17 protein-coding genes and 2 tRNA genes are annotated in these 19281 nt (G+C 72.5%); 14 read left to right on the forward strand and 5 right to left on the reverse strand.

Annotated features, from left to right (window positions below; translation table 11 throughout):
- Positions 1-350: 350 nt before the first annotated feature.
- The 3 genes from EQG70_RS18740 to ettA all read left to right on the forward strand — a co-directional run bounded on the left by EQG70_RS18740 (position 351) and on the right by ettA (position 3089).
- The gene (locus EQG70_RS18740; protein WP_017834572.1) at positions 351-485 is read left to right on the forward strand and encodes a hypothetical protein; all 135 of its coding nucleotides are present in this window, start codon (positions 351-353) and stop codon (positions 483-485) included.
- Between the two features lie 205 nt (positions 486-690).
- Positions 691-1284: a single-stranded DNA-binding protein gene (locus tag EQG70_RS07885; RefSeq protein WP_138976460.1), complete on the forward strand. Its 594-nt coding sequence runs from the start codon at positions 691-693 to the stop codon at positions 1282-1284.
- A gap of 122 nt (positions 1285-1406) precedes the next feature.
- Positions 1407-3089 carry an energy-dependent translational throttle protein EttA gene (gene ettA / locus EQG70_RS07890; protein ID WP_031283621.1) on the forward strand — a complete coding sequence of 561 codons (1683 nt, stop codon included), beginning with the start codon at positions 1407-1409 and terminating at the stop codon, positions 3087-3089.
- Between the two features lie 102 nt (positions 3090-3191).
- Here the strand turns inward: ettA and EQG70_RS07895 are convergent, their stop codons facing one another.
- Complete coding sequence (locus EQG70_RS07895; RefSeq protein ID WP_109267988.1) at positions 3192-4082, reverse strand: acyl-CoA thioesterase; 891 nt, start codon at positions 4080-4082, stop codon at positions 3192-3194.
- Between the two features lie 74 nt (positions 4083-4156).
- Here EQG70_RS07895 and EQG70_RS07900 point away from each other — a divergent pair, with 74 nt between their 5' ends.
- Complete coding sequence (locus tag EQG70_RS07900; RefSeq protein ID WP_017834576.1) at positions 4157-4642, forward strand: acyl-CoA thioesterase; 486 nt, start codon at positions 4157-4159, stop codon at positions 4640-4642.
- 5 nt (positions 4643-4647) lie between these two features.
- Positions 4648-5316 (forward strand): DUF8185 domain-containing protein, encoded by a 669-nt coding sequence (locus tag EQG70_RS07905; RefSeq protein WP_109267987.1) that lies wholly within the window; start codon positions 4648-4650, stop codon positions 5314-5316.
- Positions 5317-5329: 13 nt separating this feature from the next.
- Here the strand turns inward: EQG70_RS07905 and EQG70_RS07910 are convergent, their stop codons facing one another.
- Both EQG70_RS07910 and pepN read right to left on the reverse strand, forming a co-directional pair.
- Complete coding sequence (locus EQG70_RS07910; RefSeq protein WP_208746263.1) at positions 5330-5875, reverse strand: globin; 546 nt, start codon at positions 5873-5875, stop codon at positions 5330-5332.
- Entirely contained in the window at positions 5872-8439 is a 2568-nt protein-coding gene (gene pepN, locus EQG70_RS07915) for an aminopeptidase N (RefSeq protein WP_109267986.1), read from the reverse strand. Before pepN ends, EQG70_RS07910 begins: the two co-directional genes overlap by 4 nt.
- 234 nt (positions 8440-8673) lie before the next feature.
- Here pepN and EQG70_RS07920 point away from each other — a divergent pair, with 234 nt between their 5' ends.
- The 3 genes from EQG70_RS07920 to EQG70_RS07930 are packed head-to-tail and all read left to right on the forward strand — an operon-like array spanning position 8674 to position 10760.
- A complete protein-coding gene (locus EQG70_RS07920; protein ID WP_017834580.1) occupies positions 8674-9195 on the forward strand; it encodes a ribose-5-phosphate isomerase in 522 nt (173 codons plus the stop codon).
- Positions 9196-10086 carry an Fpg/Nei family DNA glycosylase gene (locus EQG70_RS07925; RefSeq protein WP_109267985.1) on the forward strand — a complete coding sequence of 297 codons (891 nt, stop codon included), beginning with the start codon at positions 9196-9198 and terminating at the stop codon, positions 10084-10086.
- Between the two features lie 32 nt (positions 10087-10118).
- Positions 10119-10760 carry a methyltransferase domain-containing protein gene (locus tag EQG70_RS07930; protein WP_109267984.1) on the forward strand — a complete coding sequence of 214 codons (642 nt, stop codon included), beginning with the start codon at positions 10119-10121 and terminating at the stop codon, positions 10758-10760.
- 81 nt (positions 10761-10841) lie between these two features.
- On the opposite strand, the gene EQG70_RS07935 is transcribed toward EQG70_RS07930, so the two are convergent.
- Positions 10842-10912 (reverse strand) — tRNA-Gly (locus EQG70_RS07935).
- 225 nt (positions 10913-11137) lie between these two features.
- Here EQG70_RS07935 and EQG70_RS07940 point away from each other — a divergent pair.
- The 6 genes from EQG70_RS07940 to EQG70_RS07965 all read left to right on the forward strand — a co-directional run bounded on the left by EQG70_RS07940 (position 11138) and on the right by EQG70_RS07965 (position 16473).
- Positions 11138-11210: transfer RNA gene (locus tag EQG70_RS07940), tRNA-Pro, on the forward strand.
- Positions 11211-11319: 109 nt separating this feature from the next.
- Positions 11320-12771, forward strand: coding sequence for a trigger factor (gene tig / locus EQG70_RS07945; RefSeq protein ID WP_167508868.1), 1452 nt, complete (start codon positions 11320-11322; stop codon positions 12769-12771).
- A gap of 189 nt (positions 12772-12960) precedes the next feature.
- Positions 12961-13626, forward strand: a complete 666-nt coding sequence (locus EQG70_RS07950) for an ATP-dependent Clp protease proteolytic subunit (protein ID WP_017834584.1) — start codon at positions 12961-12963, stop codon at positions 13624-13626.
- Positions 13627-13687: 61 nt separating this feature from the next.
- Positions 13688-14365 (forward strand): ATP-dependent Clp protease proteolytic subunit, encoded by a 678-nt coding sequence (locus EQG70_RS07955; protein ID WP_017834585.1) that lies wholly within the window; start codon positions 13688-13690, stop codon positions 14363-14365.
- A gap of 151 nt (positions 14366-14516) precedes the next feature.
- Entirely contained in the window at positions 14517-15812 is a 1296-nt protein-coding gene (gene clpX, locus EQG70_RS07960; RefSeq protein ID WP_017834586.1) for an ATP-dependent Clp protease ATP-binding subunit ClpX, read from the forward strand.
- 64 nt (positions 15813-15876) lie between these two features.
- Positions 15877-16473: a mycothiol-dependent nitroreductase Rv2466c family protein gene (locus EQG70_RS07965; protein ID WP_109267982.1), complete on the forward strand. Its 597-nt coding sequence runs from the start codon at positions 15877-15879 to the stop codon at positions 16471-16473.
- A gap of 90 nt (positions 16474-16563) precedes the next feature.
- On the opposite strand, the gene valS is transcribed toward EQG70_RS07965, so the two are convergent.
- On the reverse strand, positions 16564-19224 hold the full coding sequence (gene valS / locus EQG70_RS07970; RefSeq protein WP_109267981.1) for a valine--tRNA ligase: 2661 nt from the start codon (positions 19222-19224) through the stop codon (positions 16564-16566).
- Positions 19225-19281 lie beyond the last annotated feature (57 nt).

Consider the following 19281-nt stretch of genomic DNA (forward strand, 5'->3'; position numbering starts at 1 on the left):
AGGCCGACCGCCGCCTCCCGTCCGGGCGCCCGCACTGCACCGGCACCGGCCTGCCGTGGCGAGATCGCGGCCGACGCCCGTGGCTGACGTCCGCGGTCGATGCCCCGCCGCGCGGAGCGACGGCTCCGAGGGGCGGGGCGACGGCTCCGCGCAGCGGGGCGACGCGCGGGGACGGGGTGGGCGCGGCGCCCGCTCCGGCGGTCCGGGCGCCGTGCCGGCCCCGAAAACCGGGCCGCGGTGCATCCACAGGAGCCCCTGGGCCGGTAGTAGGGGTGAGGACACCCGCGCAGGATGTCGTCCGGCAGGCCGTCACCTGTCAGGCCACTGCAACGAACATCGAGGTGAGTCCGATGGCCCGGATCCGACTCTGCCAGTGCGGCGCCCCACCGCTCTACGGCCCGTGGTGCTGGGCATGCTCCCACGAGCAGGAGCGGCACCGGGAGCCCCTCGCCGTCATCGCCTGGAACGCCGTCGACATCGACTGACGGGCGCTCGCGGACCGTGAGCCGGTCTCACGCTGGTCGCCCGGCGGTCGCACTGCACAGCGCGTGGTCCCGGAACCCGAGGAGCGCGGCCGTCCACAACCGGGGCCCGCCCGCCGCGGCGGCACCGGCTCCGGCAGGACGCTGGGTGCACCCCGCCACCGGGGCCAGCACCGGCCGCACCGGCCGCCGTCCAGAGGAGTTCCCGATGACCGAGCAGATCACCGTCCGCGGCTACGTGGCCACGGATCCCGAGTCCCGCAGCCTGCCCGACGGCACCGTGGTGGTGACCTTCCGCCTCGCCTCCACCCCGCGCTGGTTCGACCAGCAGGCCGGTGCGTGGCGGGACGGGCACACCAACTGGTTCTCCGTCCAGGCGTTCCGTTCGCTGGGGCTCAACGCGCTGGCCAGCATCAAGAAGGGCCAGCCCGTGGTGGTGGTCGGCAAGCTCAAGGTCCGGTTCTGGGAGGGCGAGCACGGGCGCAACACGGCCGTGGACGTGGACGCGGTGTCCCTGGGGCACGACCTCGCCCTCGGCACGGCCTGCTTCCAGCGCACCGTGAGCTCCTCGCCGCCCGCCGAGCAGACGGGGGAGCGGCCCGCCGGACAGACCGAGGACGCGGCGGCGACCGGGGCCGCGGACGCCCCGGCGGCCCCGGACGGGGACCCGTCGGAGTCGAGCGGCGACCCCGACGGCGGGGCCCCCGTGCTCCCGGAGGGCGTCGACCCGGAGACCGGTGAGCTCCTCGGGGCCGCTGCCGGGCCGGGACGGCGCCCGCGCCGCCAGCCCGCCACCGCCTGAGCTTCCCGGGCGGAGCCGTCCCGGCGCGGGGACGGAGCCGGGGCTGCGGCGCCCCAGCCCCCGGTCCGTCCCCGCCCGGTGGCCGCCCCTCGGCCTCCGCCGGGCGGGGTAGCCTTGAGGGCATGGCGGAATTCATCTACACAATGTCCAAGGCCCGCAAGACCGTGGGCGACAAAGTCATCCTGGACGACGTCACCATGTCGTTCTACCCCGGCGCGAAGATCGGCGTCGTGGGACCCAACGGGGCCGGCAAGTCCACCATCCTCAAGATCATGGCCGGCCTCGACCAGCCGTCCAACGGCGAGGCCCGGCTCAGCCCCGGCTACACCGTCGGCATCCTGCTCCAGGAGCCGCCGCTGAACGAGGAGAAGACCGTCCTGGGCAACGTCGAGGAGGGCGTGGGCGAGATCAAGGCGAAGGTCGACCGCTTCAACGCGATCTCCGAGGAGATGGCCCAGCCGGACGCGGACTTCGACTCCCTCATGGAGGAGATGGGCAAGCTCCAGGAGGACATCGACGCCGCCAACGCCTGGGACCTCGACTCCCAGCTGGAGCAGGCGATGGACGCCCTGCGCTGCCCGCCGCCGGACGCCGACGTCACGGTCCTCTCCGGTGGTGAGCGCCGCCGCGTGGCCCTGTGCAAGCTGCTGCTGCAGAAGCCGGACCTCCTGCTGCTCGACGAGCCCACCAACCACCTCGACGCCGAGTCCGTGCTGTGGCTGGAGCAGCACCTGAAGGACTACCACGGCGCCGTCATGGCCGTGACCCACGACCGGTACTTCCTCGACCACGTGGCCGAGTGGATCTGCGAGGTCGACCGCGGCCGGCTGTACGGCTACGAGGGCAACTACTCGGCCTACCTCGAGACCAAGCGCGCCCGCATGGAGGTGCAGGGCAAGAAGGACGCCAAGCAGGCCAAGCGGCTGGCCGACGAGCTCGAGTGGGTGCGCTCCAACGCCAAGGGCCGCCAGGCGAAGTCGAAGGCCCGCCTGGCCCGCTACGAGGAGATGGCCGCCGAGGCCGAGAAGACCCGCAAGCTGGACTTCGAGGAGATCCAGATCCCGCCGGGACCCCGCCTGGGCAACCTCGTGATCGAGGCGAAGGACCTGCAGAAGGGCTTCGGGGACCGCTCCCTCATCAAGGGCCTGTCCTTCTCCCTGCCGCGCAACGGCATCGTGGGCGTCATCGGCCCCAACGGCGTCGGCAAGTCGACGCTGTTCAAGACCATCGTCGGCATGGAGGAGCTGGACGGCGGGGAGCTGAAGATCGGCGACTCCGTCAAGATCTCCTACGTGGACCAGAACCGCGCGAACCTCGACGCCAGCAAGTCGCTGTGGGAGGTCGTCTCGGACGGCCTGGACTACATCAACGTCGGCAACGTCGAGATGCCCTCGCGCGCCTACGTCTCCGCGTTCGGCTTCAAGGGCCCCGACCAGCAGAAGAAGGCCGGGGTGCTCTCGGGCGGGGAGCGCAACCGGCTGAACCTGGCCATGACCCTCAAGCAGGGCGGCAACCTGCTGCTCCTCGACGAGCCCACCAACGACCTCGACGTCGAGACCCTCGGCTCCCTGGAGAACGCGCTGCTGGAGTTCCCCGGCTGCGCCGTGGTCGTCTCCCACGACCGGTGGTTCCTCGACCGGGTCGCCACCCACATCCTCGCGTGGGAGGGCACCGAGGACGAGCCGGACCAGTGGTACTGGTTCGAGGGCAACTTCGAGTCGTACGAGGCCAACAAGGTGGAGCGCCTCGGCGCCGACGCCGCGCGGCCGCACCGCGTCACCCACCGCCGCCTCACCCGCGACTGACGCAGGGCCGGGCCCGGAGCCCGTGCCGCCCGAGGGGCCCGCCGGGCGGGAAGGAGCAGCTCCTTCCCGCCCGGCGGGCCCCTCCGGCGTGCTCCGGTGCGGTCAGGAGAACTCCGGGAAGCGCATCATGCCCTCCTGGGCGGTCGTGGCGACGAGCCGGCCGTCCCGGGAGAACATCCGGCCCACTCCGAGGCCGCGGGCCGAGGAGGCGTTGGGGGAGGACTGCACGTAGAGCAGCCACTCGTCTGCGCGGGTCTCCCGGTGCCACCACATCGCGTGGTCGAGGGAGGCGATGTTCATGCCGGGCTCGATCCACGTCCTGCCGTGCAGGCGCAGGATGGGCTCGAGCAGCGTGTAGTCGCTCGCGTAGGCGAGCGCGGCGCGGTGGATGTTCGGGTCGTCCGGCAGCGGCTTGAGGGTCTTGATCCACACCGCGTTGAACGGCTCTCCCCGGGAGTCCGGCTTGAAGTAGATCGGCTCCGTGATGTACCGCATGTCGAAGGGCCGCTCGTGCGCGATCGCCTGCGCCTCGGGGGCGTCGACGTGGCCCAGCAGCTCCACGGCGCTGGGCAGGGACTCCGGCTGGGGCAGGTTCCGGGGGGACTCGTCCTGGTGGTCCAGGCCCCGGGCCGGGACCTGGAAGGACGCGATGGCCGAGAGGATGGCGCGCCCGTCCTGGTAGGCGTGCACGCGGCGGGCGGAGAAGGACCGCCCGTCCCGGATCCGCTCCACGCCGAAGGTGATCGGCTGGGACACGTCCCCGGCGCGCAGGAAGTACGCGTGCATCGAGTGGATGATCCGCTCCGGCTCCACGGTGCGCATGGCGGCGGTCGCGGCCTGCGCCAGGACCTGCCCGCCGTAGACCCGGCCGCGTGCGGGGGAGATGGAGTGGCCCACGTAGATGTCCTCGAGCGTGCGCGCGCCACCCCCGTCCGCGAGGTCGAGCATGTCGAGCAGGGCCTGCGTGGGGTCCGGGATCGGGCTGTAGGTCATGGCCTTCACTCTAGCCAAGCCGCTGGTCGCGCCGGGGCGCGTCCGGCGCGCCCGGGTGTGATGGGATGGGGAGCATGTCTTCGCTGCTGATCCCCATCCAGATGCGCTTCGGCGACATCGACAGCTACGGCCACGTCAACAACGTCACCATGCTCCAGTACCTCGAGGACGCCCGGGTCAGGCTCATGGCCCGTCCGCTGCCCGAGGACGCCGCCGCGGGGGTGCCGGAGGGCGCGACGTTCCGCACCCTGCTGGGGGACCTGATGACCGTGATCGGCCGGCAGGAGGTCGAGTACACGCAGCAGCTGCTGTACCGCGACGACCCGGTGTCCGTGCGGGTGTGGGTCTCCTCCGTGGGCGGGTCGAGCTTCGTGCTGGACTACGCGGTCCAGGAGGAAGACGGTTCGCGCGTCTACGCCGTGGCCCAGACGGTCGTCGTCGTGATCGACCGCTCCTCCGGACGGCCGGTGCGCCTCGACGACACGCAGCGGGGCCTGCTCGAGCAGTGGCAGGACGCCCCGACCCGCTTCGCCCGCCGGCCCGCGCCGGCGGAGGCCTGAGCCCCGTGGTCCGGTCCCTCCCGCTGACGGACCCGCGGGACGTCGCCGACCTGCGGACGTACCTGTCCCGGGCCCGCGGGGTGGACCCGCAGGGCGCGGTGCGCTTCCAGGCGCGCGGGCGGGCCCTCGGCGTCTACGTGTGCGTGCTCGAGCCCCACGGCCTGCTCGACACCACGCCCACGGTCCTGGGGCTGCGCACCGCCGCGCTGGCCGGGGAGCAGGCCCTGGACGTCACCGTCCCGCTCGGCGGGGTCCTCGACCGGATGCCGCGCCAGGACCAGGACGCCACGGACGTGGGCCTGCCCCCCGTGGACGCGAACGTCTCGTGGGCGGGCATCACCCCGCCCCTGGGCGGGTGGACCCCGGTGGGCTCCGTCGCCGGGGACGCGCTGCGCGAGGTCGCCCGGGCCGGGATCGCCGAGGTCGCCCGGGCGGTGCCCACGGACGCGGGCGCCGCCGTCGTGGACACCGTGCGCTCGCAGGTCTGGGGCCGGTCGTCCGGGTGGGCGGAGCCGCTCGCGGGGCGGCTGAACGGGGCGCCGCTGCCGGACGGCGCGGCGTTCGCCGCGTACTCGCTCGGCTTCCTGCGCCCGGGCGCGGAGGTCGCCGTCGCGGAGAACGGCCGCTGGGTGCGCCTGAGCACCCCCGGCGGGCACGTCCTGGCCAAGCGCTGAGACTCCCGGGGGATCAGCCGGGACGGTTGATCATGGCGTGGGCGGCGCGGTCGAAGTAGTCCCAGATGATCCCGTCGTGCAGCGGGGAGAGCTCCAGGGTGTCCAGGGCCGCGCGCATGTGCGTCAGCCACGTCTCGCGCGCCCACGTGTCCACGGGGAACGGCATGTGCCGCATCCGCAGCCGCGGGTGCCCGCGCTGCTCCGAGTAGGTGGTCGGCCCGCCCCAGTACTGCTCGAGGAACATCCGCAGCCGCTCCTCGGCGGGGCCGAGGTCGTCCTCCGGGTAGAGCGCCCGGAACCGCTCGTCCTCGGCCACCCGGGCGTAGAACTCGTGCACGAGCTTCACGAACGTCTCGTGCCCGCCCACCTGGTCGTAGAACGACGACGCCGTGCCGGCCTCGGCCTGCTCCCGCTCGTCGCCGACCTGGGGCACGGGGCGGCGCAGCTGGGACAGGGGCGCCCCGACCGCGAAGGAGCGCGCCCCGGGCGGCGCCGAGGCGGCGGGGTCGGTGCGCGGGTCCTGGCCGGCCGGACCGGGGCGCTGCTGCTCGTCGCTCATGCGCGCACCACCTCGTAGGCGGCGTCCACGGCCTGCGCCCGGACCGCGCGGGCCGTCGCGTCGCGCTGCTCGAGGACCAGCCGGCGGAGCCCGTGCAGGTCCTCGGGCAGGTCCGCGAGGAAGGCGTCCGCGGCGTCGACAGTCTCCTGGGTGGGGATGTTCGGGTACATGCCGATCGCGATCTGCTGGGCCAGCTCGTGGGTCCGGGTGCGCCACACGCCGGGGATCGCCGCGAAGTACTCCTCGGCCCAGGGCGCCAGCAGGGAGGTGTCGGCGGCCGTGCGGAAGCCGTCGATCGCCGCGTCCTGGATGGAGTTGGGCAGCGACCCGTCCACCATGATCTGCTGCCACGCCCGGGCCTTGGCCTCGGCCGTGGGGATGGCGGCCCGGGCGCGGGCGGCCGCGATCGCGCCGTTCTCGGTGTTGTCCTGCGCGAGCATCGCGTCCACCTCCGCGTCGCCGGCACGCCCGCCGGCGCACAGCGCGGTGAGCAGGCTCCAGCGCAGGTCGGTGTCCAGCGCCAGGCCCTCCAGGGTGCGCCGCCCGTCGAGGAGCTGCTCGAGGACGTCCAGCTGCTCGTCGGTGCGGGCGTGCCGGGCGAAGGCCCGGAGGAACTGCAGCTGCTGGTCGGAGCCGGGCGCCGCCTCCTCGGTGAGCCGGCGGAGCCGGTCGGCGGCGGCCCGCACGGTGGCCCCGCGCACGGGCTCGGCCACGTAGCCGTCGAGCACGGTGTCCAGCTGGCGCAGCTGCACCTGGATGCCGGTCGAGGACGTCTCGTGGGCGATGTTGTCGAGCACGAGCTCCACGTAGCGGCGGGCGGGCGTCTCGCCGTCGTGCACGCCGTCCCACACGGACGCCTGGACGAGGGCGCGCGGGAGCGTGTCCTCGAAGTTCTTCAGGTGGGTCAGGGCGGTGTCCAGGGAGCACTCGTCGAGGCGGATCTTCGCGTAGGCGAGGTCGTCGTCGTTGAGCAGCACGAGGTCCGGCAGCTCCCGGCCCACCAGCTGCGGCACCTCCGTGGACGGGCCGTCGACGTCGAGCTCGACCCGGTGCGTGCGCACGAGCTTGCCCTGCTCCCCGTCGTGGTCGTAGAAGCCCACGGCCAGGCGGTGCGGGCGCAGCGTGGGGTGCTCGTCGGGGGCGGTCTGCCGGATCCGGAAGGAGCGGATGATCCCGTCCTGGTCGGTCTCGAGCTCCGGGGTCAGCGTGTTCACCCCGGCGGTCTCGAGCCACTTCGCGGCCCACTCGTCGAGGTCCCGGCCGCTGGCCTCCTCGAGCCGGACCATGAGGTCGCGCAGCTCGGTGTTGCCCCACGCGTGCTCCCGGAAGTACCGGTTGAGCCCGGCCATGAACTGCTCCTGGCCGACCCAGGCCACCAGCTGCTTGAGCACCGAGGCGCCCTTGGCGTAGGTGATGCCGTCGAAGTTCACCAGCACGTCCTCGAGGTCCCGGATCTCGGCCTTGATGGGGTGGGTGGTGGGGAGCTGGTCCTGCTCGTAGCCCCAGGACTTCTCCCCGGCGGCGAACGTGGTCCACGCCTCCGTGTACCGGGTGTTCTCCGCGGCGGCGAGGGTGGACATGAACTCGGCGAAGGACTCGTTGAGCCACAGGTCGTTCCACCAGCGCATGGTCACGAAGTCCCCGAACCACATGTGGGCCAGCTCGTGCAGGACCGTGATGGCCCGCCGCTCCACCCGGGCCTGCGTGGGCCGGGAGCGGAAGACGTAGAGCTCCACGAAGGTCACCGCGCCGGCGTTCTCCATGGCCCCGGCGTTGAACTGCGGGACGAACAGCTGGTCGTACTTCTCGAACGGGTAGGGCACCCCGAACTGCGCCTCGAAGAACTCGAAGCCGCGCTTGGTGATGCCGAACATCTCCTCCGCCTCGACGTGCTCCACGAGCGAGCGGCGGGCGTACAGGCCCAGGGGGATCGTGCGGCCGTCGGCGCTGGTGAGCTCGTCGTGCACGGACGCGTACGGGCCGGCGATCAGCGCCGTGACGTAGCAGGGGACCACCGGGGTGGGGGTGAAGGACCACGTGGCGGCGCCCTCGCCGGCGGCGACGGGCTCCGGGGTGGGCTGGGTCGAGACGACCGTCCAGTGCGCGGGGGCCGTGACCGTGAACGCGAAGCGCGCCTTGAGGTCCGGCTGCTCGAACACGGCGAACACGCGCCGGGTGTCCGCCACCTCGAACTGGGTGTAGAGGTAGACCTCGTCGTCGACCGGGTCCACGAACCGGTGCAGGCCCTCGCCGGTGTTCATGTACCGGCAGTCCGACTCGACCGTGAGCACGTTGTCCGCGGCGAGCCCGGGCAGCTGGATCCGCACGCCGTCCGAGACCTCGGCGGGATCGAGCTCGGTGCCGTTGAGCACCACGGAGTGCACCGCGTCGGTGATCGCGTCGATGAACGTCGAGGCGCCCGGGGTCGCCCGGAAGCGCACGGTGGTCGTGGAGCGGAAGACGTGCTCGCCGCGGGTCAGGTCGAGGACCACCTCGTAGGCGTCCACCGCCACGGTCTCGGCCCGCGCGGCCGCCTCCTGGCGGGTCAGGTTGGTTCCGGGCACTTCAGTGCCGTCCTCTCGTCGGGGTCGGGGTCGGGTCGGGATGGCTCGGGATCGGGGCGTCCGCGACCGGTGGGCCGCAGGGGATCGTCCCATTATGTCAGCCGGGTCCCAGCCGCCCGGGGAGGCCCTGCGGTGTGCGCGGCACGCACTACGCTGGAGGGCGGCCGGTCCGTCCGCGCGGGCCCTGCGCCTCGATCCCGCCCCGTTCCCGCGAACCCCAGGAGCACGCCGCCCATGCGCGTCCACATCGCCACCGACCACGCCGGCCTGGACCTCTCCCGCTTCCTGGTCGAGGAGCTCGTCGCCGCCGGCTACGACCTCGTCGACCACGGCCCCGCCGAGTACGACGCCCTCGACGACTACCCCGCGTTCTGCATCAGCGCCGCGCGCGCCGTCCGGGCGGACCGGGAGGCGGGGCTCGACTCCCTCGGGATCGTCCTGGGCGGGTCGGGCAACGGCGAGCAGATCGCCGCCAACAAGGTCGAGGGCATCCGTGCCGCGCTGGCCTGGAACCTGGACACCGCCCGGCTCGCGCGCCAGCACAACGACGCCCAGGTCGTGGCCGTCGGTGGGCGCCAGCACCCGCAGGAGGAGGCGCTGGCGATCGTCCGGGCGTTCCTCGCGGAACCCTTCTCCGGGGACGAGCGCCACGAGCGCCGGATCGCCCAGATCGGCGAGTACGAGTCCACCGGCACCGTCGCGGGGAAGCTCGAGGACCTGCGCCCGCGCGAGTTCCCGGCCGCCCGGGAGGCCTGAGTGCCGGAGGGCCACTCGGTCCACCGCCTCGCCCGCCAGTTCGCCGACTGCTTCGTGGGCCAGGCCCTGGCCGTGAGCTCCCCGCAGGGGCGCTTCGCCGCCGGGGCGCACGCCCTGGACGGCGCCGTGCTGGAGGGGGCGCGGGCCCACGGCAAGCAGCTGTTCCTCGACTTCGCCGGGGATCGGGTGCTGCGCTCGCACCTCGGCCTCTACGGCGCGTGGAGCTTCGGCGGCACCGACCGCTTCCGCGGCGCCTCCTCCATCGGGGCCCCGCGCCGGATCGGGGAGCGGGAGGCGCACGACGACGACGCCGCCCCCGCCGGCCCGCTGCTGCCGCCGGCGCCCGTGGGGGCGGTGCGCGTGCGGCTGGTCGGGGACGAGGGCTGGGCCGATCTGCGCGGGCCGGCGCTGTGCGTGCTGGAGAGCTCCGCCGAGGCCGAGGCGGCCCGGGCGCGGCTGGGCCCGGACCCGCTCGACCCGCACGCGGACCCCGCGGCCTTCGTGGCCGCCGTGCGGCGCAGCCGCCGCCCGGTGGGCGCGCTGCTCATGGACCAGGCCGTGCTGGCCGGGGTGGGCAACATCTTCCGGGCGGAGTCCCTGTTCCGTCGCGGACTGGACCCGATGACGCCGGGGCGCGCCCTCGACGAGCCGGCGCTGCTGGGGCTGTGGGCGGAGAACGCGGCCCTCATGCGCACGGGCGTGCGGCTGGGCCGGATCCTGACGACCGACGCCGCGGACCGCCCGGGGATCCCGGAGGCGCAGGCGTGGCCAGGGCACGCCCACCTCGTCTACAAGCGCCAGGGCCTGCCGTGCCGCCGGTGCGGGACGCCCGTGGCGGCGGGGGAGCTGGAGGGGCGCACGCTCTACTGGTGCCCCTCCTGCCAGCGCTGACCGGGTCGGGTTCCACGGCGTAGCCTGGAGCCGTGTCCAGTTGCTGCGGCGCGCCCGGTTACCGGCGCGTCTTCGGCCCCCGCTTCGCGCGGCGCCTCGCCCGCCGGTACCGGCGGCGGGGCCTCGACCGCGCCTCCCGGCGGGTCGTGGACTTCCTCGCCGCCCAGGGCGTCGAGGGGGCCAGCGTGCTGGAGATCGGCGGCGGCGTGGGCGGGATCCAGCTCGAGCTGCTGCGCCGGGGCGCGGCACGGACCACGAACCTGGAGCTCGTGGACTCCTACGAGGCCGAGGCCGCGGAGCTGGCCGCCGCCGCCGGGGTGGCCGGCCGCGCGGTGCGCCGGCAGCTCGACATCGCGACGGACCCGGAGGCGGTCGCCCCGCACGACGTCGTGGTGCTGCACCGGGTCGTGTGCTGCTACCCCGACCACGAACGGCTCCTGGGCGCCGCCGCGGACCGTGCCACGCGTCTGCTCGTGTTCAGCCACCCGCCCGGGCACCGCCTCCTGCGGGCGCTCGCCGCCCTGGAGAACCTCGGCCTCCGCGCCGCCGGGACGCCCTTCCGCACCTACGTGCACTCCCCGGCGGCCATGCTCGCCGTCCTGCAGGAGCACGGGCTGCGTCCCGTGCACGCGGACCGGGGCGCGGTGTGGCGGGTGGTCGGGCTGCGCCGCTGAGACGCGCCGGGAGCCGGGCCGAGGTGCCGGCAGAACGACGAACGCCCCGGTCCAGCGGAACCGGGGCGTTCGTGCACGGAGAGGGGATGACGGGAATCGAACCCGCGTAATCAGTTTGGAAGACTGAGGCTCTACCATTGAGCTACATCCCCGCGCAGCGCTCTGTCGAGGCCTTCCCATTAACCGGCCCGGCGCGCGCGGTGTCAAATCCCGGGGCCTCGTCGCACCCGCGGAGCGCGGCCGGCAGAACGCCGGCGGGCCGTGCGGAGCGGGGTCCGGCGGGCCGAGGTGCGGCCCCGTCCGCCCAGCCGGTAGACTCGCCGGTGGTCCGTGCTCGTGCACCGGACCGCAGTCGTTGCAGCCGAGGCTGCAGGTACCGGGGCGTAGCGTAGTGGCTAGCGCGCCTGCTTTGGGAGCAGGAGATCGCAGGTTCGAGTCCTGTCGCCCCGACGTTGGAGCGGCTGCCCGGTCCTGCCGGGCAGCCGCCTTCCCGACTGTCCCGGGCCGGAGAGCGGCACCGGAAGACCCAACCGACCTACCACTCAGGAGTGCAGCGGAAGTGAAGAGCGCCGTCGAGAAACTCAACCCCACCCAGGTCAAGATCGTGGTGGACGTCCCGTTCGCGGAACTGAAGCCGTTCATCGACCAGACCTACACCTCGCTCGCCAACCAGATCCAGGTCCCCGGCTTCCGCCGCGGCAAGGTTCCGGCGCGGCTGATCGAGCAGCGCGTGGGCTTCGACTTCGTCGTCGAGAACGCGCTCAACGAGGGCCTGAACACCTTCTTCCAGCAGGCGCTGGCGGAGAACGAGATCACCCCGCTGACCCAGCCCCAGGTCGAGGTCCTCGCCAAGCCGGACGAGACGGACCGCGAGGCCGACGTCAAGGTCGAGATCGACGTGGCCGTGCGCCCCGAGATCGAGCTGCCCGACTACAAGGGCCTGGAGGTCGAGGTGGAGGCCCGCGAGGCCTCCGCCGAGGACGAGCAGAAGGCCCTCGACGAGCTGCGCGGGCGCTTCGGCACCCTCAAGACCGTGGACCGTCCCGCCGCCGAGGGCGACTTCGTCACCCTCGACCTGCAGGCCCTGGTCGACGGCGAGGAGGTCGACGCCGCCAACGACCTGTCCTACCAGGTGGGCGCCGGCACGATGCTCGAGGGCATGGACGAGGCCATCACCGGTCTGTCCGCCGACGAGGACGCCACCTTCGAGACCAAGCTCGCCGGCGGCGAGCACAGCGGCGAGGACGCCGTGGTCAAGGTCAAGGTCACCGCCGTCAAGGAGCGCGAGCTGCCCGAGGCCGACGACGAGTTCGCCCAGCTGGCCTCCGAGTTCGACACCATCGAGGAGCTCAAGGAGGACCTGAAGAAGCAGGCCGCCGAGGGCACCGTGGTGGAGCAGGGCGTCGAGGCCCGCGACAAGGTCCTGGAGAAGCTGCTGGCCCTCGTGGAGATCCCCGTGCCGCAGGCCGTGATCGACGAGCAGATCGCCCAGCACTTCGACAACCCGCAGGCCGAGGCGGACCACGACACCGCGGACCACCGGGCCGAGGTGCAGAAGAACGCCGAGGACGCGTTCCGCAACGAGATCGTGCTGGACGCGGTCGCCGAGGCCGAGGAGATCGGCGTCGAGCAGTCCGAGCTGATCGACTACATCATCAACATGTCCCAGCAGTACGGCATGGACCCGAACCAGTTCGCCCAGCTGCTCGACTCCTCGGGCCAGGCCGGCCTGATGGTGGGCGAGGTCCGCCGCCGCAAGGCCCTGGCCAAGGTCCTGGAGTACGCGACGGTCACCGACACCCAGGGCAACACGGTGGACCTCTCCGAGTTCGTGCGCCCGCAGGGCGAGGAGCAGGCGGGGGAGCCCGCCGAGGAGGTCGAGCCCGAGGAGACCACCGCGGCCCCGACCCCCGGCACCGAGGAGGAGTCCGCCGACTCGCCCGAGTCCGCGGAGTCGGCCGACTCCCCGGAGTCGGCCGACTCGGCCGACTCCCCGGACTCCGCCAAGTGACGTCCTGACACCGCTCCCGACGACGCCGCCGTCCCGCCCGGGACGGCGGCGTCGTCGTGTGCGGCGGGCGCGCCCGCGACCATGCGCCATCAGCGAACAACCCGGACGGGGACCGGCCGGGACCCGGGGCGGGCACTAGTGTTCTGTTCAGAGATCACCGGACCACACGGACGAAAGAGGCACTGTTACATGACCTCCGCTCACGAGTCGCCGTTCGGCTCGACCCACGCAACCTCCACCGGACCGCGCCTGCAGGGCGGCGGCCCCATGGGCGGCCAGGACGACTACGTCTACAACCGGCTGCTCAAGGAGCGCATCATCTGGCTGGGCTCCGAGGTGCGCGACGACAACGCGAACCTCATCTGCTCGCAGATGCTGCTGCTCTCGGCCGAGGACCCCCAGGCGGACATCTTCCTGTACATCAACTCCCCGGGCGGCTCCGTCACCGCGGGCATGGCGATCTACGACACCATGCAGCTCATCCCGAACGACGTGGTGACCGTGGCCACCGGCCTGGCCGCGTCGATGGGCCAGTTCCTGCTGTCCTCGGGCACCAAGGGCAAGCGCTACTCCACCCCGAACGCCCGGATCCTCATGCACCAGCCCTCCGGCGGCATGGGCGGCACCGCCTCGGACATCCGGGTGCAGGCCGAGCTGATCCTGTCGATGAAGCAGCGCCTCGCGGAGCTCACCGCCGAGCAGACCGGGCAGTCCCTGGAGACGATCCTCCGGGACAACGACCGCGACAACTGGTTCGACGCCCAGCGCGGCCTCGAGTACGGCTTCTTCGACCACATCGCCAGCTCGGCCGGCTCCATGACCGGCGGCGGCGGGACCATGAAGGACCAGGAGTAGGACCTCGGCGGTCCCACCACGTCATCAGGCACGCTCTTCCAGACCTCCGAGGAACTCAACCATGACCTTCACCCACGGACCTTCGTCCACGGCCGGTTCCGCGGCCGCCCTGCCCACCAGCCGCTACGTGCTCCCCGACTTCGAGGAGCGCACCCCCTACGGGTACCGCCGGCAGAACCCCTACACCAAGCTGTTCGAGGACCGGATCATCTTCCTGGGCGTCCAGGTCGACGACGCCTCGGCCGACGACGTCATGGCGCAGCTGCTCGTGCTCGAGGCGCAGGACGCCGACCGGGACATCACGATGTACATCAACTCCCCGGGCGGGTCGTTCACCGCGATGACCGCGATCTACGACACCATGCAGTTCATCCGCCCCGAGGTCCAGACGGTGTGCCTCGGACAGGCCGCGTCCGCGGCGGCCGTCCTGCTCGCCGGCGGCACCCCCGGCAAGCGCCTGGCCCTGCCGAACGCCCGCGTGCTCATCCACCAGCCGGCCATGTCCGGTCAGGGCGGGGGCCAGGCCTCGGACATCGAGATCCAGGCCAACGAGATCATGCGCATGCGCGAGTGGCTGGAGGAGACCCTGGCCCTGCACTCCGGCAAGACCGCCGAGGAGGTCAACCGGGACATCGAGCGCGACAAGATCCTCACCGCGTCCGCCGCCAAGGAGTACGGGATCGTGGACCACGTCCTGGAGTCCCGGAAGATCCACAAGCCCGCGACCGTCACCTCCTGACCCGGGCGACCCGCCGCAGCCCACCCGCAGCGCCCCGGTGCGCCGCGACCCGACCGGTCGCGGCGCACCGGGGCGCCCTGGTGTTGGGGCGGGACCCGGTCCTCGCCTATCCTGGACGAGGATTCCCGTACCCCGACCAGAGGACTGTTTCATGGCGCGCATCGGCGAGACCGCGGATCTGCTCAAGTGCTCCTTCTGCGGCAAGAGCCAGAAGCAGGTCCGCAAGCTCATCGCGGGCCCGCGCGTCTACATCTGCGACGAGTGCATCGAGCTGTGCAACGAGATCATCGAGGAGGAGCTGAGCGAGGTCAAGGACCTCGAGCAGCAGGAGCTCCCCACGCCCCACGAGATCTACCAGCACCTCCACCAGTACGTGATCGGCCAGGAGACCGCCAAGCGGGCGCTGGCCGTGGCCGTGTACAACCACTACAAGCGGGTCCGGGCCGGCGAGAACGGCAAGCCCCTGTCCCTGGCCACGGCGGCCGGTGACGAGGACGTCGAGATCGCCAAGTCCAACATCCTGCTGGTCGGCCCCACCGGCTCCGGCAAGACGTACCTGGCCCAGTCCCTGGCCCGCAAGCTCGACGTGCCCTTCGCGGTGGCGGACGCCACGTCCCTCACGGAGGCCGGCTACGTCGGCGAGGACGTCGAGAACATCCTGCTCAAGCTCATCCAGGCGGCGGACTACGACGTCAAGCGGGCCGAGACGGGGATCATCTACATCGACGAGATCGACAAGATCTCCCGCAAGTCCGAGAACCCCTCGATCACCCGCGACGTCTCCGGCGAGGGCGTGCAGCAGGCGCTGCTGAAGATCCTCGAGGGCACCGTGGCCTCGGTGCCCCCGCAGGGCGGGCGCAAGCACCCGCAGCAGGAGTTCATCCAGATCGACACCACCAACGTGCTGTTCGTCGTGGCCGGCGCCTTCGCCGGGCTCGAGGACATCGTGGACTCCCGGGCGGGCCGGACGAGCATCGGCTTCGGCGCGGAGCTCAAGCAGAGCGGGCCGCGCCACGAGGTGATGGCCGACGTCATGCCGGAGGACCTGCTGAAGTTCGGCCTGATCCCCGAGCTGATCGGCCGTCTGCCCGTGGTGACCACGCTGCGCGAGCTGTCGGTGGCCGACCTCACCCGCATCCTCACCGAGCCGCGCAACGCGCTCGTGAAGCAGTACAAGAAGATGTTCCAGCTGGACGGCGTCGAGCTGACGTTCGACCCCGAGGCGCTGACCGCCGTCGCCGAGCTCGCGATCCAGCGGGGCACGGGCGCCCGCGGGCTGCGCGCCATCCTCGAGGACGTGCTCCAGCCCGTCATGTTCGAGCTCCCCAGCCGGGAGGACATCGCCGCCGTGCTGGTCACCGCCGAGGCCGTCGCCAAGCAGGCCGAGCCGGAGATCATCACCCACGAAATGATCCGCGAGGAGCAGAACCGGAACAAAACAGCCTGAGCCGTGGCTTCTACCCGGTGACGCGTTCGCCACTCCCGGCGGACGCCCGCACGAGAGGAAGCTGATGACGGACAAGGTGGAGTTCTGGTTCGACCCCCTGTGCCCCTGGGCCTGGATGACCTCGCGGTGGATGGAGGAGGTCGAGCGGCTGCGCGACGTCGAGGTGCACTGGCGGATCATCTCGCTGGGCATCCTCAACGAGGAGAACCCCGGCAGCCACCACCACGGCCACGAGGAGTCGATGTGGCTCGTGCGCGTGGTCGAGGCCGCGGCCCGTGCCCACGGTGACGAGTACAACAAGAGGCTCTACGACGCCATGGGCACGCGGCGCCACCCCGGGGGGATCGAGGACCTGGAGCGGATCATCACCGAGTCCCTCGAGGAGGTCGGCCTGCCCGCGGAGCTCGCCGCGGCCCGGCACGCCACCGAGTTCGACGACGCGCTGCGGGCCTCCACGGAGGCCGCCCAGGCGGTCGCCGGCGAGGACATCGGCACGCCCTGCATCTCCGTCAACGGCGTGGGCTTCTTCGGCCCGGTCTTCACGCCGGCGCCCCGGGGCGAGGACGCCGCCCGGGTCTGGGACGGCTGCCTGGCCCTGGTCTCCCACCACGGGTTCTACGAGCTCAAGCGCGGTCGTGACGAGGGCCCGATCTTCGACTGAGCAGCGACCCGGACCGACCCGGGTCCCGGACAGCACGAGGGCCCGGCAGCCGCGGCGGCCGGGCCCTCGTGCTGCGCACCGGGGACGGCGCTACCGGGCCGGCTCCTCCGCGGGGACCAGCTCGACGTCGCGCACGGCGAGGCCCTCGGGCCCGGCGACGAGCACGAGCTCGGCGGCGTTGCCCGCGGCCTTGAGGTCGCCCAGGCCCGCCTCGAGGCGGGCGACGTCCTCGGAGGCGGCCGTGATGGTCGCCGAGCGCACCTCGGTGCGCTGCTTGACCTTGGCCTCGGACTTGGCCTTGCGCAGCCCCGAGAGGGCCTCGCCCACGGTCGTGAGCACCTCCGGGTCGGCGCCGGTCACGGCGTCCGCGAAGCCCTCGACGCCCGGCCACGAGGCCCGGTGCACGGAGCCGGTGCGCCACCAGGACCAGACCTCGTCCGTGGCGAACGGCAGGACGGGGGCGAACAGGCGCAGCAGCGCGTCGAGGGTCGTGGCGAGCGCGGCGTGCACGGACGCCTGCGCGGCCGCCCCGCGGGCCCCGTAGGCCCGGTCCTTCACGAGCTCGACGTAGTCGTCGGTGAAGGTCCAGAAGAACTGCTCGGTGAGCTGCAGGGCCCGGGCGTACTCGTAGTCCCGGAACGCCTGGCCGGCGCGCTCCACGACCGTGGCCAGCTGGGCGAGCAGCGCACGGTCCACCGCGTCGGTCACGACGTCCGCGGACGCCCCGGCGCCGAGCACGGAGGCCTCGGTGACGCCCTGGGCGAGGACGAACTTCGAGGCGTTGAGCAGCTTGATGGCCAGCCGGCGGCCGATCTTCATCTGCCCCTCGTCGTAGGCGGTGTCCGCGCCCAGGCGGGCGGAGGCGGCCCAGTAGCGCACCGCGTCGGCCCCGTAGTTCTCGAGCACCTCGGTGGGGACCACCACGTTGCCCTTGGACTTGGACATCTTCTTGCGGTCCGGGTCGAGGATCCACCCGGAGAGCGCGGTGTTGGTCCAGGGCACCGTGCCGGCCAGCGACTCGGAGCGCACCACCGTGGAGAACAGCCAGGTGCGGATGATGTCGTGGCCCTGGGGCCGGAGGTCCATCGGGAAGGTGTTGGCGTGCAGCCGCTCGTCGAACGCCCAGCCGGTGGCGATCTGGGGGGACAGCGAGGACGTCGCCCAGGTGTCGAGCACGTCCGGGTCGCCGGTGAAGCCGTGCGGCTGGTCCCGCTGGGTCTCGTCGAAGCCGGGGGCCGGGTCGGCGGCCGGGTCCACGGGCAGCTGGTCGAGGGCGGGCAGGACGGGGTCGTCGTAGTCCGGGTTGCCGTCGCCGTCGAGCCGGTACCAGACCGGGAAGGGCACCCCGAAGAAGCGCTGGCGGGAGATCAGCCAGTCGCCGTGCAGGCCCTCGATCCAGTTCTCGTACCGGGACCGCATGAACGCGGGGTGCCAGTCCATCTCGCGCCCGCGCCCGATGAGCGCCTCGCGCCGGTCGGCGTCGCGGCCGCCGTTGCGGATGTACCACTGGCGGGAGGTGACGACCTCGAGCGGCTTGTCGCCCTTCTCGTAGAAGTTCACCGGGTGCATGACCTTCCGGGGCTCGCCCACCAGGTCCCCGGACTCCCGGAGCATCTCCACGACGGCCTGCTGCGCCGAGAACACGGTCCTGCCCGCCACCTCGGCGTAGCGCTCGGCCGGGGCGCCGGCGGCGATCCACTCCGGGGTCTCGCTCGCGAAGCGGCCGTCACGGCCGATCAGCGCCCGGGTCGGGAGGTCCAGCTCCCGCCACCACGTCACGTCGGTGAGGTCGCCGAAGGTGCAGATCATGGCGATCCCGGAGCCCTTGTCCGGCTTGGCCAGCGGGTGCGCCCGCACCTCGACCTCGACGTCGAACAGGGGGGAGCGCACCGTGGTGCCGAACAGCGGCTGGTAGCGCTCGTCGTCCGGGTGGGCCACGAGGGCCACGCACGCGGGCAGCAGCTCGGGGCGGGTGGTCTCGATGTGCACCGGCTCGCCGTCGGGACGGTGGAAGGCGACCCGGTGGTAGGTGCCCTCCCGCTCCCGGTCCTCGAGCTCGGCCTGGGCCACGGCGGTGCGGAAGGTGACGTCCCACAGGGTGGGGGCCTCGGCCATGTAGGCGTTGCCGGCCGCGAGGTCCTGGAGGAAGGCGCGCTGGGAGACGGCCCGGGAGCGGGCGTCGATGGTGCGGTAGGTGCGGGTCCAGTCCACGGACAGGCCCAGGGTGGAGAACAGCTGCTCGAAGACCTTCTCGTCCTCGACGGCCAGCTCCTCGCAGAGCTCGATGAAGTTCTTGCGGGAGACCACGTCCCAGTCGCGCTGGTTCTTCGCGGGCTTCTCCGGCGGGCGGTAGCCCTCGACGTAGGGCCTCGTGGGGTCGCAGCGCACGCCGTAGTAGTTCTGCACGCGGCGCTCGGTGGGCAGGCCGTTGTCGTCCCAGCCCAGCGGGTAGAAGACGTTCTTGCCGCTCATCCGCTGGAAGCGGGCGATCACGTCCGTCTGCGTGTAGGAGAACATGTGGCCGACGTGCAGGGAGCCCGAGGCGGTCGGCGGGGGAGTGTCGATCGAGTAGACCTGCTCGCGCGTGGTGTCCTCGTCGAAGGCGAAGGTGCCCTCCTCGCGCCACCTGCGCGCGTACTTCTGCTCGAGGCCCTCCAGGGCGGGCTTGTCGGGAACGGTCACGGGCGTGGTCTCGGGCGTGGTCTCCGGTGCGGTCCCGGGCGTGTCTGTGCCCTGCGTGTTGTCAGCCATGCCGACCAGTCTCTCACGAGCCCCGGCGCGCGCCCCGACGCCCCGGTGCTTGGGCGG

Origin of the sequence: Kocuria rosea (assembly GCF_006094695.1) — a bacterium.
Taxonomy (GTDB): Bacteria; Actinomycetota; Actinomycetes; order Actinomycetales; family Micrococcaceae; genus Kocuria; species Kocuria rosea.

Excerpts from the sequence above, each read along its gene's own strand:
- EQG70_RS18740 (WP_017834572.1), top strand. The coding sequence starts at position 351 with ATGGCCCGGATCCGACTCTGCCAGTGCGGCGCCCCACCGCTCTACGGC.
- EQG70_RS07885 (WP_138976460.1), top strand. The coding sequence starts at position 691 with ATGACCGAGCAGATCACCGTCCGCGGCTACGTGGCCACGGATCCCGAG.
- ettA (WP_031283621.1), top strand. The coding sequence starts at position 1,407 with ATGGCGGAATTCATCTACACAATGTCCAAGGCCCGCAAGACCGTGGGC.
- EQG70_RS07895 (WP_109267988.1), bottom strand. The coding sequence starts at position 4,082 with ATGACCTACAGCCCGATCCCGGACCCCACGCAGGCCCTGCTCGACATG.
- EQG70_RS07900 (WP_017834576.1), top strand. The coding sequence starts at position 4,157 with ATGTCTTCGCTGCTGATCCCCATCCAGATGCGCTTCGGCGACATCGAC.
- EQG70_RS07910 (WP_208746263.1), bottom strand. The coding sequence starts at position 5,875 with ATGAGCGACGAGCAGCAGCGCCCCGGTCCGGCCGGCCAGGACCCGCGC.
- EQG70_RS07920 (WP_017834580.1), top strand. The coding sequence starts at position 8,674 with ATGCGCGTCCACATCGCCACCGACCACGCCGGCCTGGACCTCTCCCGC.
- EQG70_RS07950 (WP_017834584.1), top strand. The coding sequence starts at position 12,961 with ATGACCTCCGCTCACGAGTCGCCGTTCGGCTCGACCCACGCAACCTCC.
- EQG70_RS07955 (WP_017834585.1), top strand. The coding sequence starts at position 13,688 with ATGACCTTCACCCACGGACCTTCGTCCACGGCCGGTTCCGCGGCCGCC.
- clpX (WP_017834586.1), top strand. The coding sequence starts at position 14,517 with ATGGCGCGCATCGGCGAGACCGCGGATCTGCTCAAGTGCTCCTTCTGC.
- EQG70_RS07965 (WP_109267982.1), top strand. The coding sequence starts at position 15,877 with ATGACGGACAAGGTGGAGTTCTGGTTCGACCCCCTGTGCCCCTGGGCC.
- valS (WP_109267981.1), bottom strand. The coding sequence starts at position 19,224 with ATGGCTGACAACACGCAGGGCACAGACACGCCCGGGACCGCACCGGAG.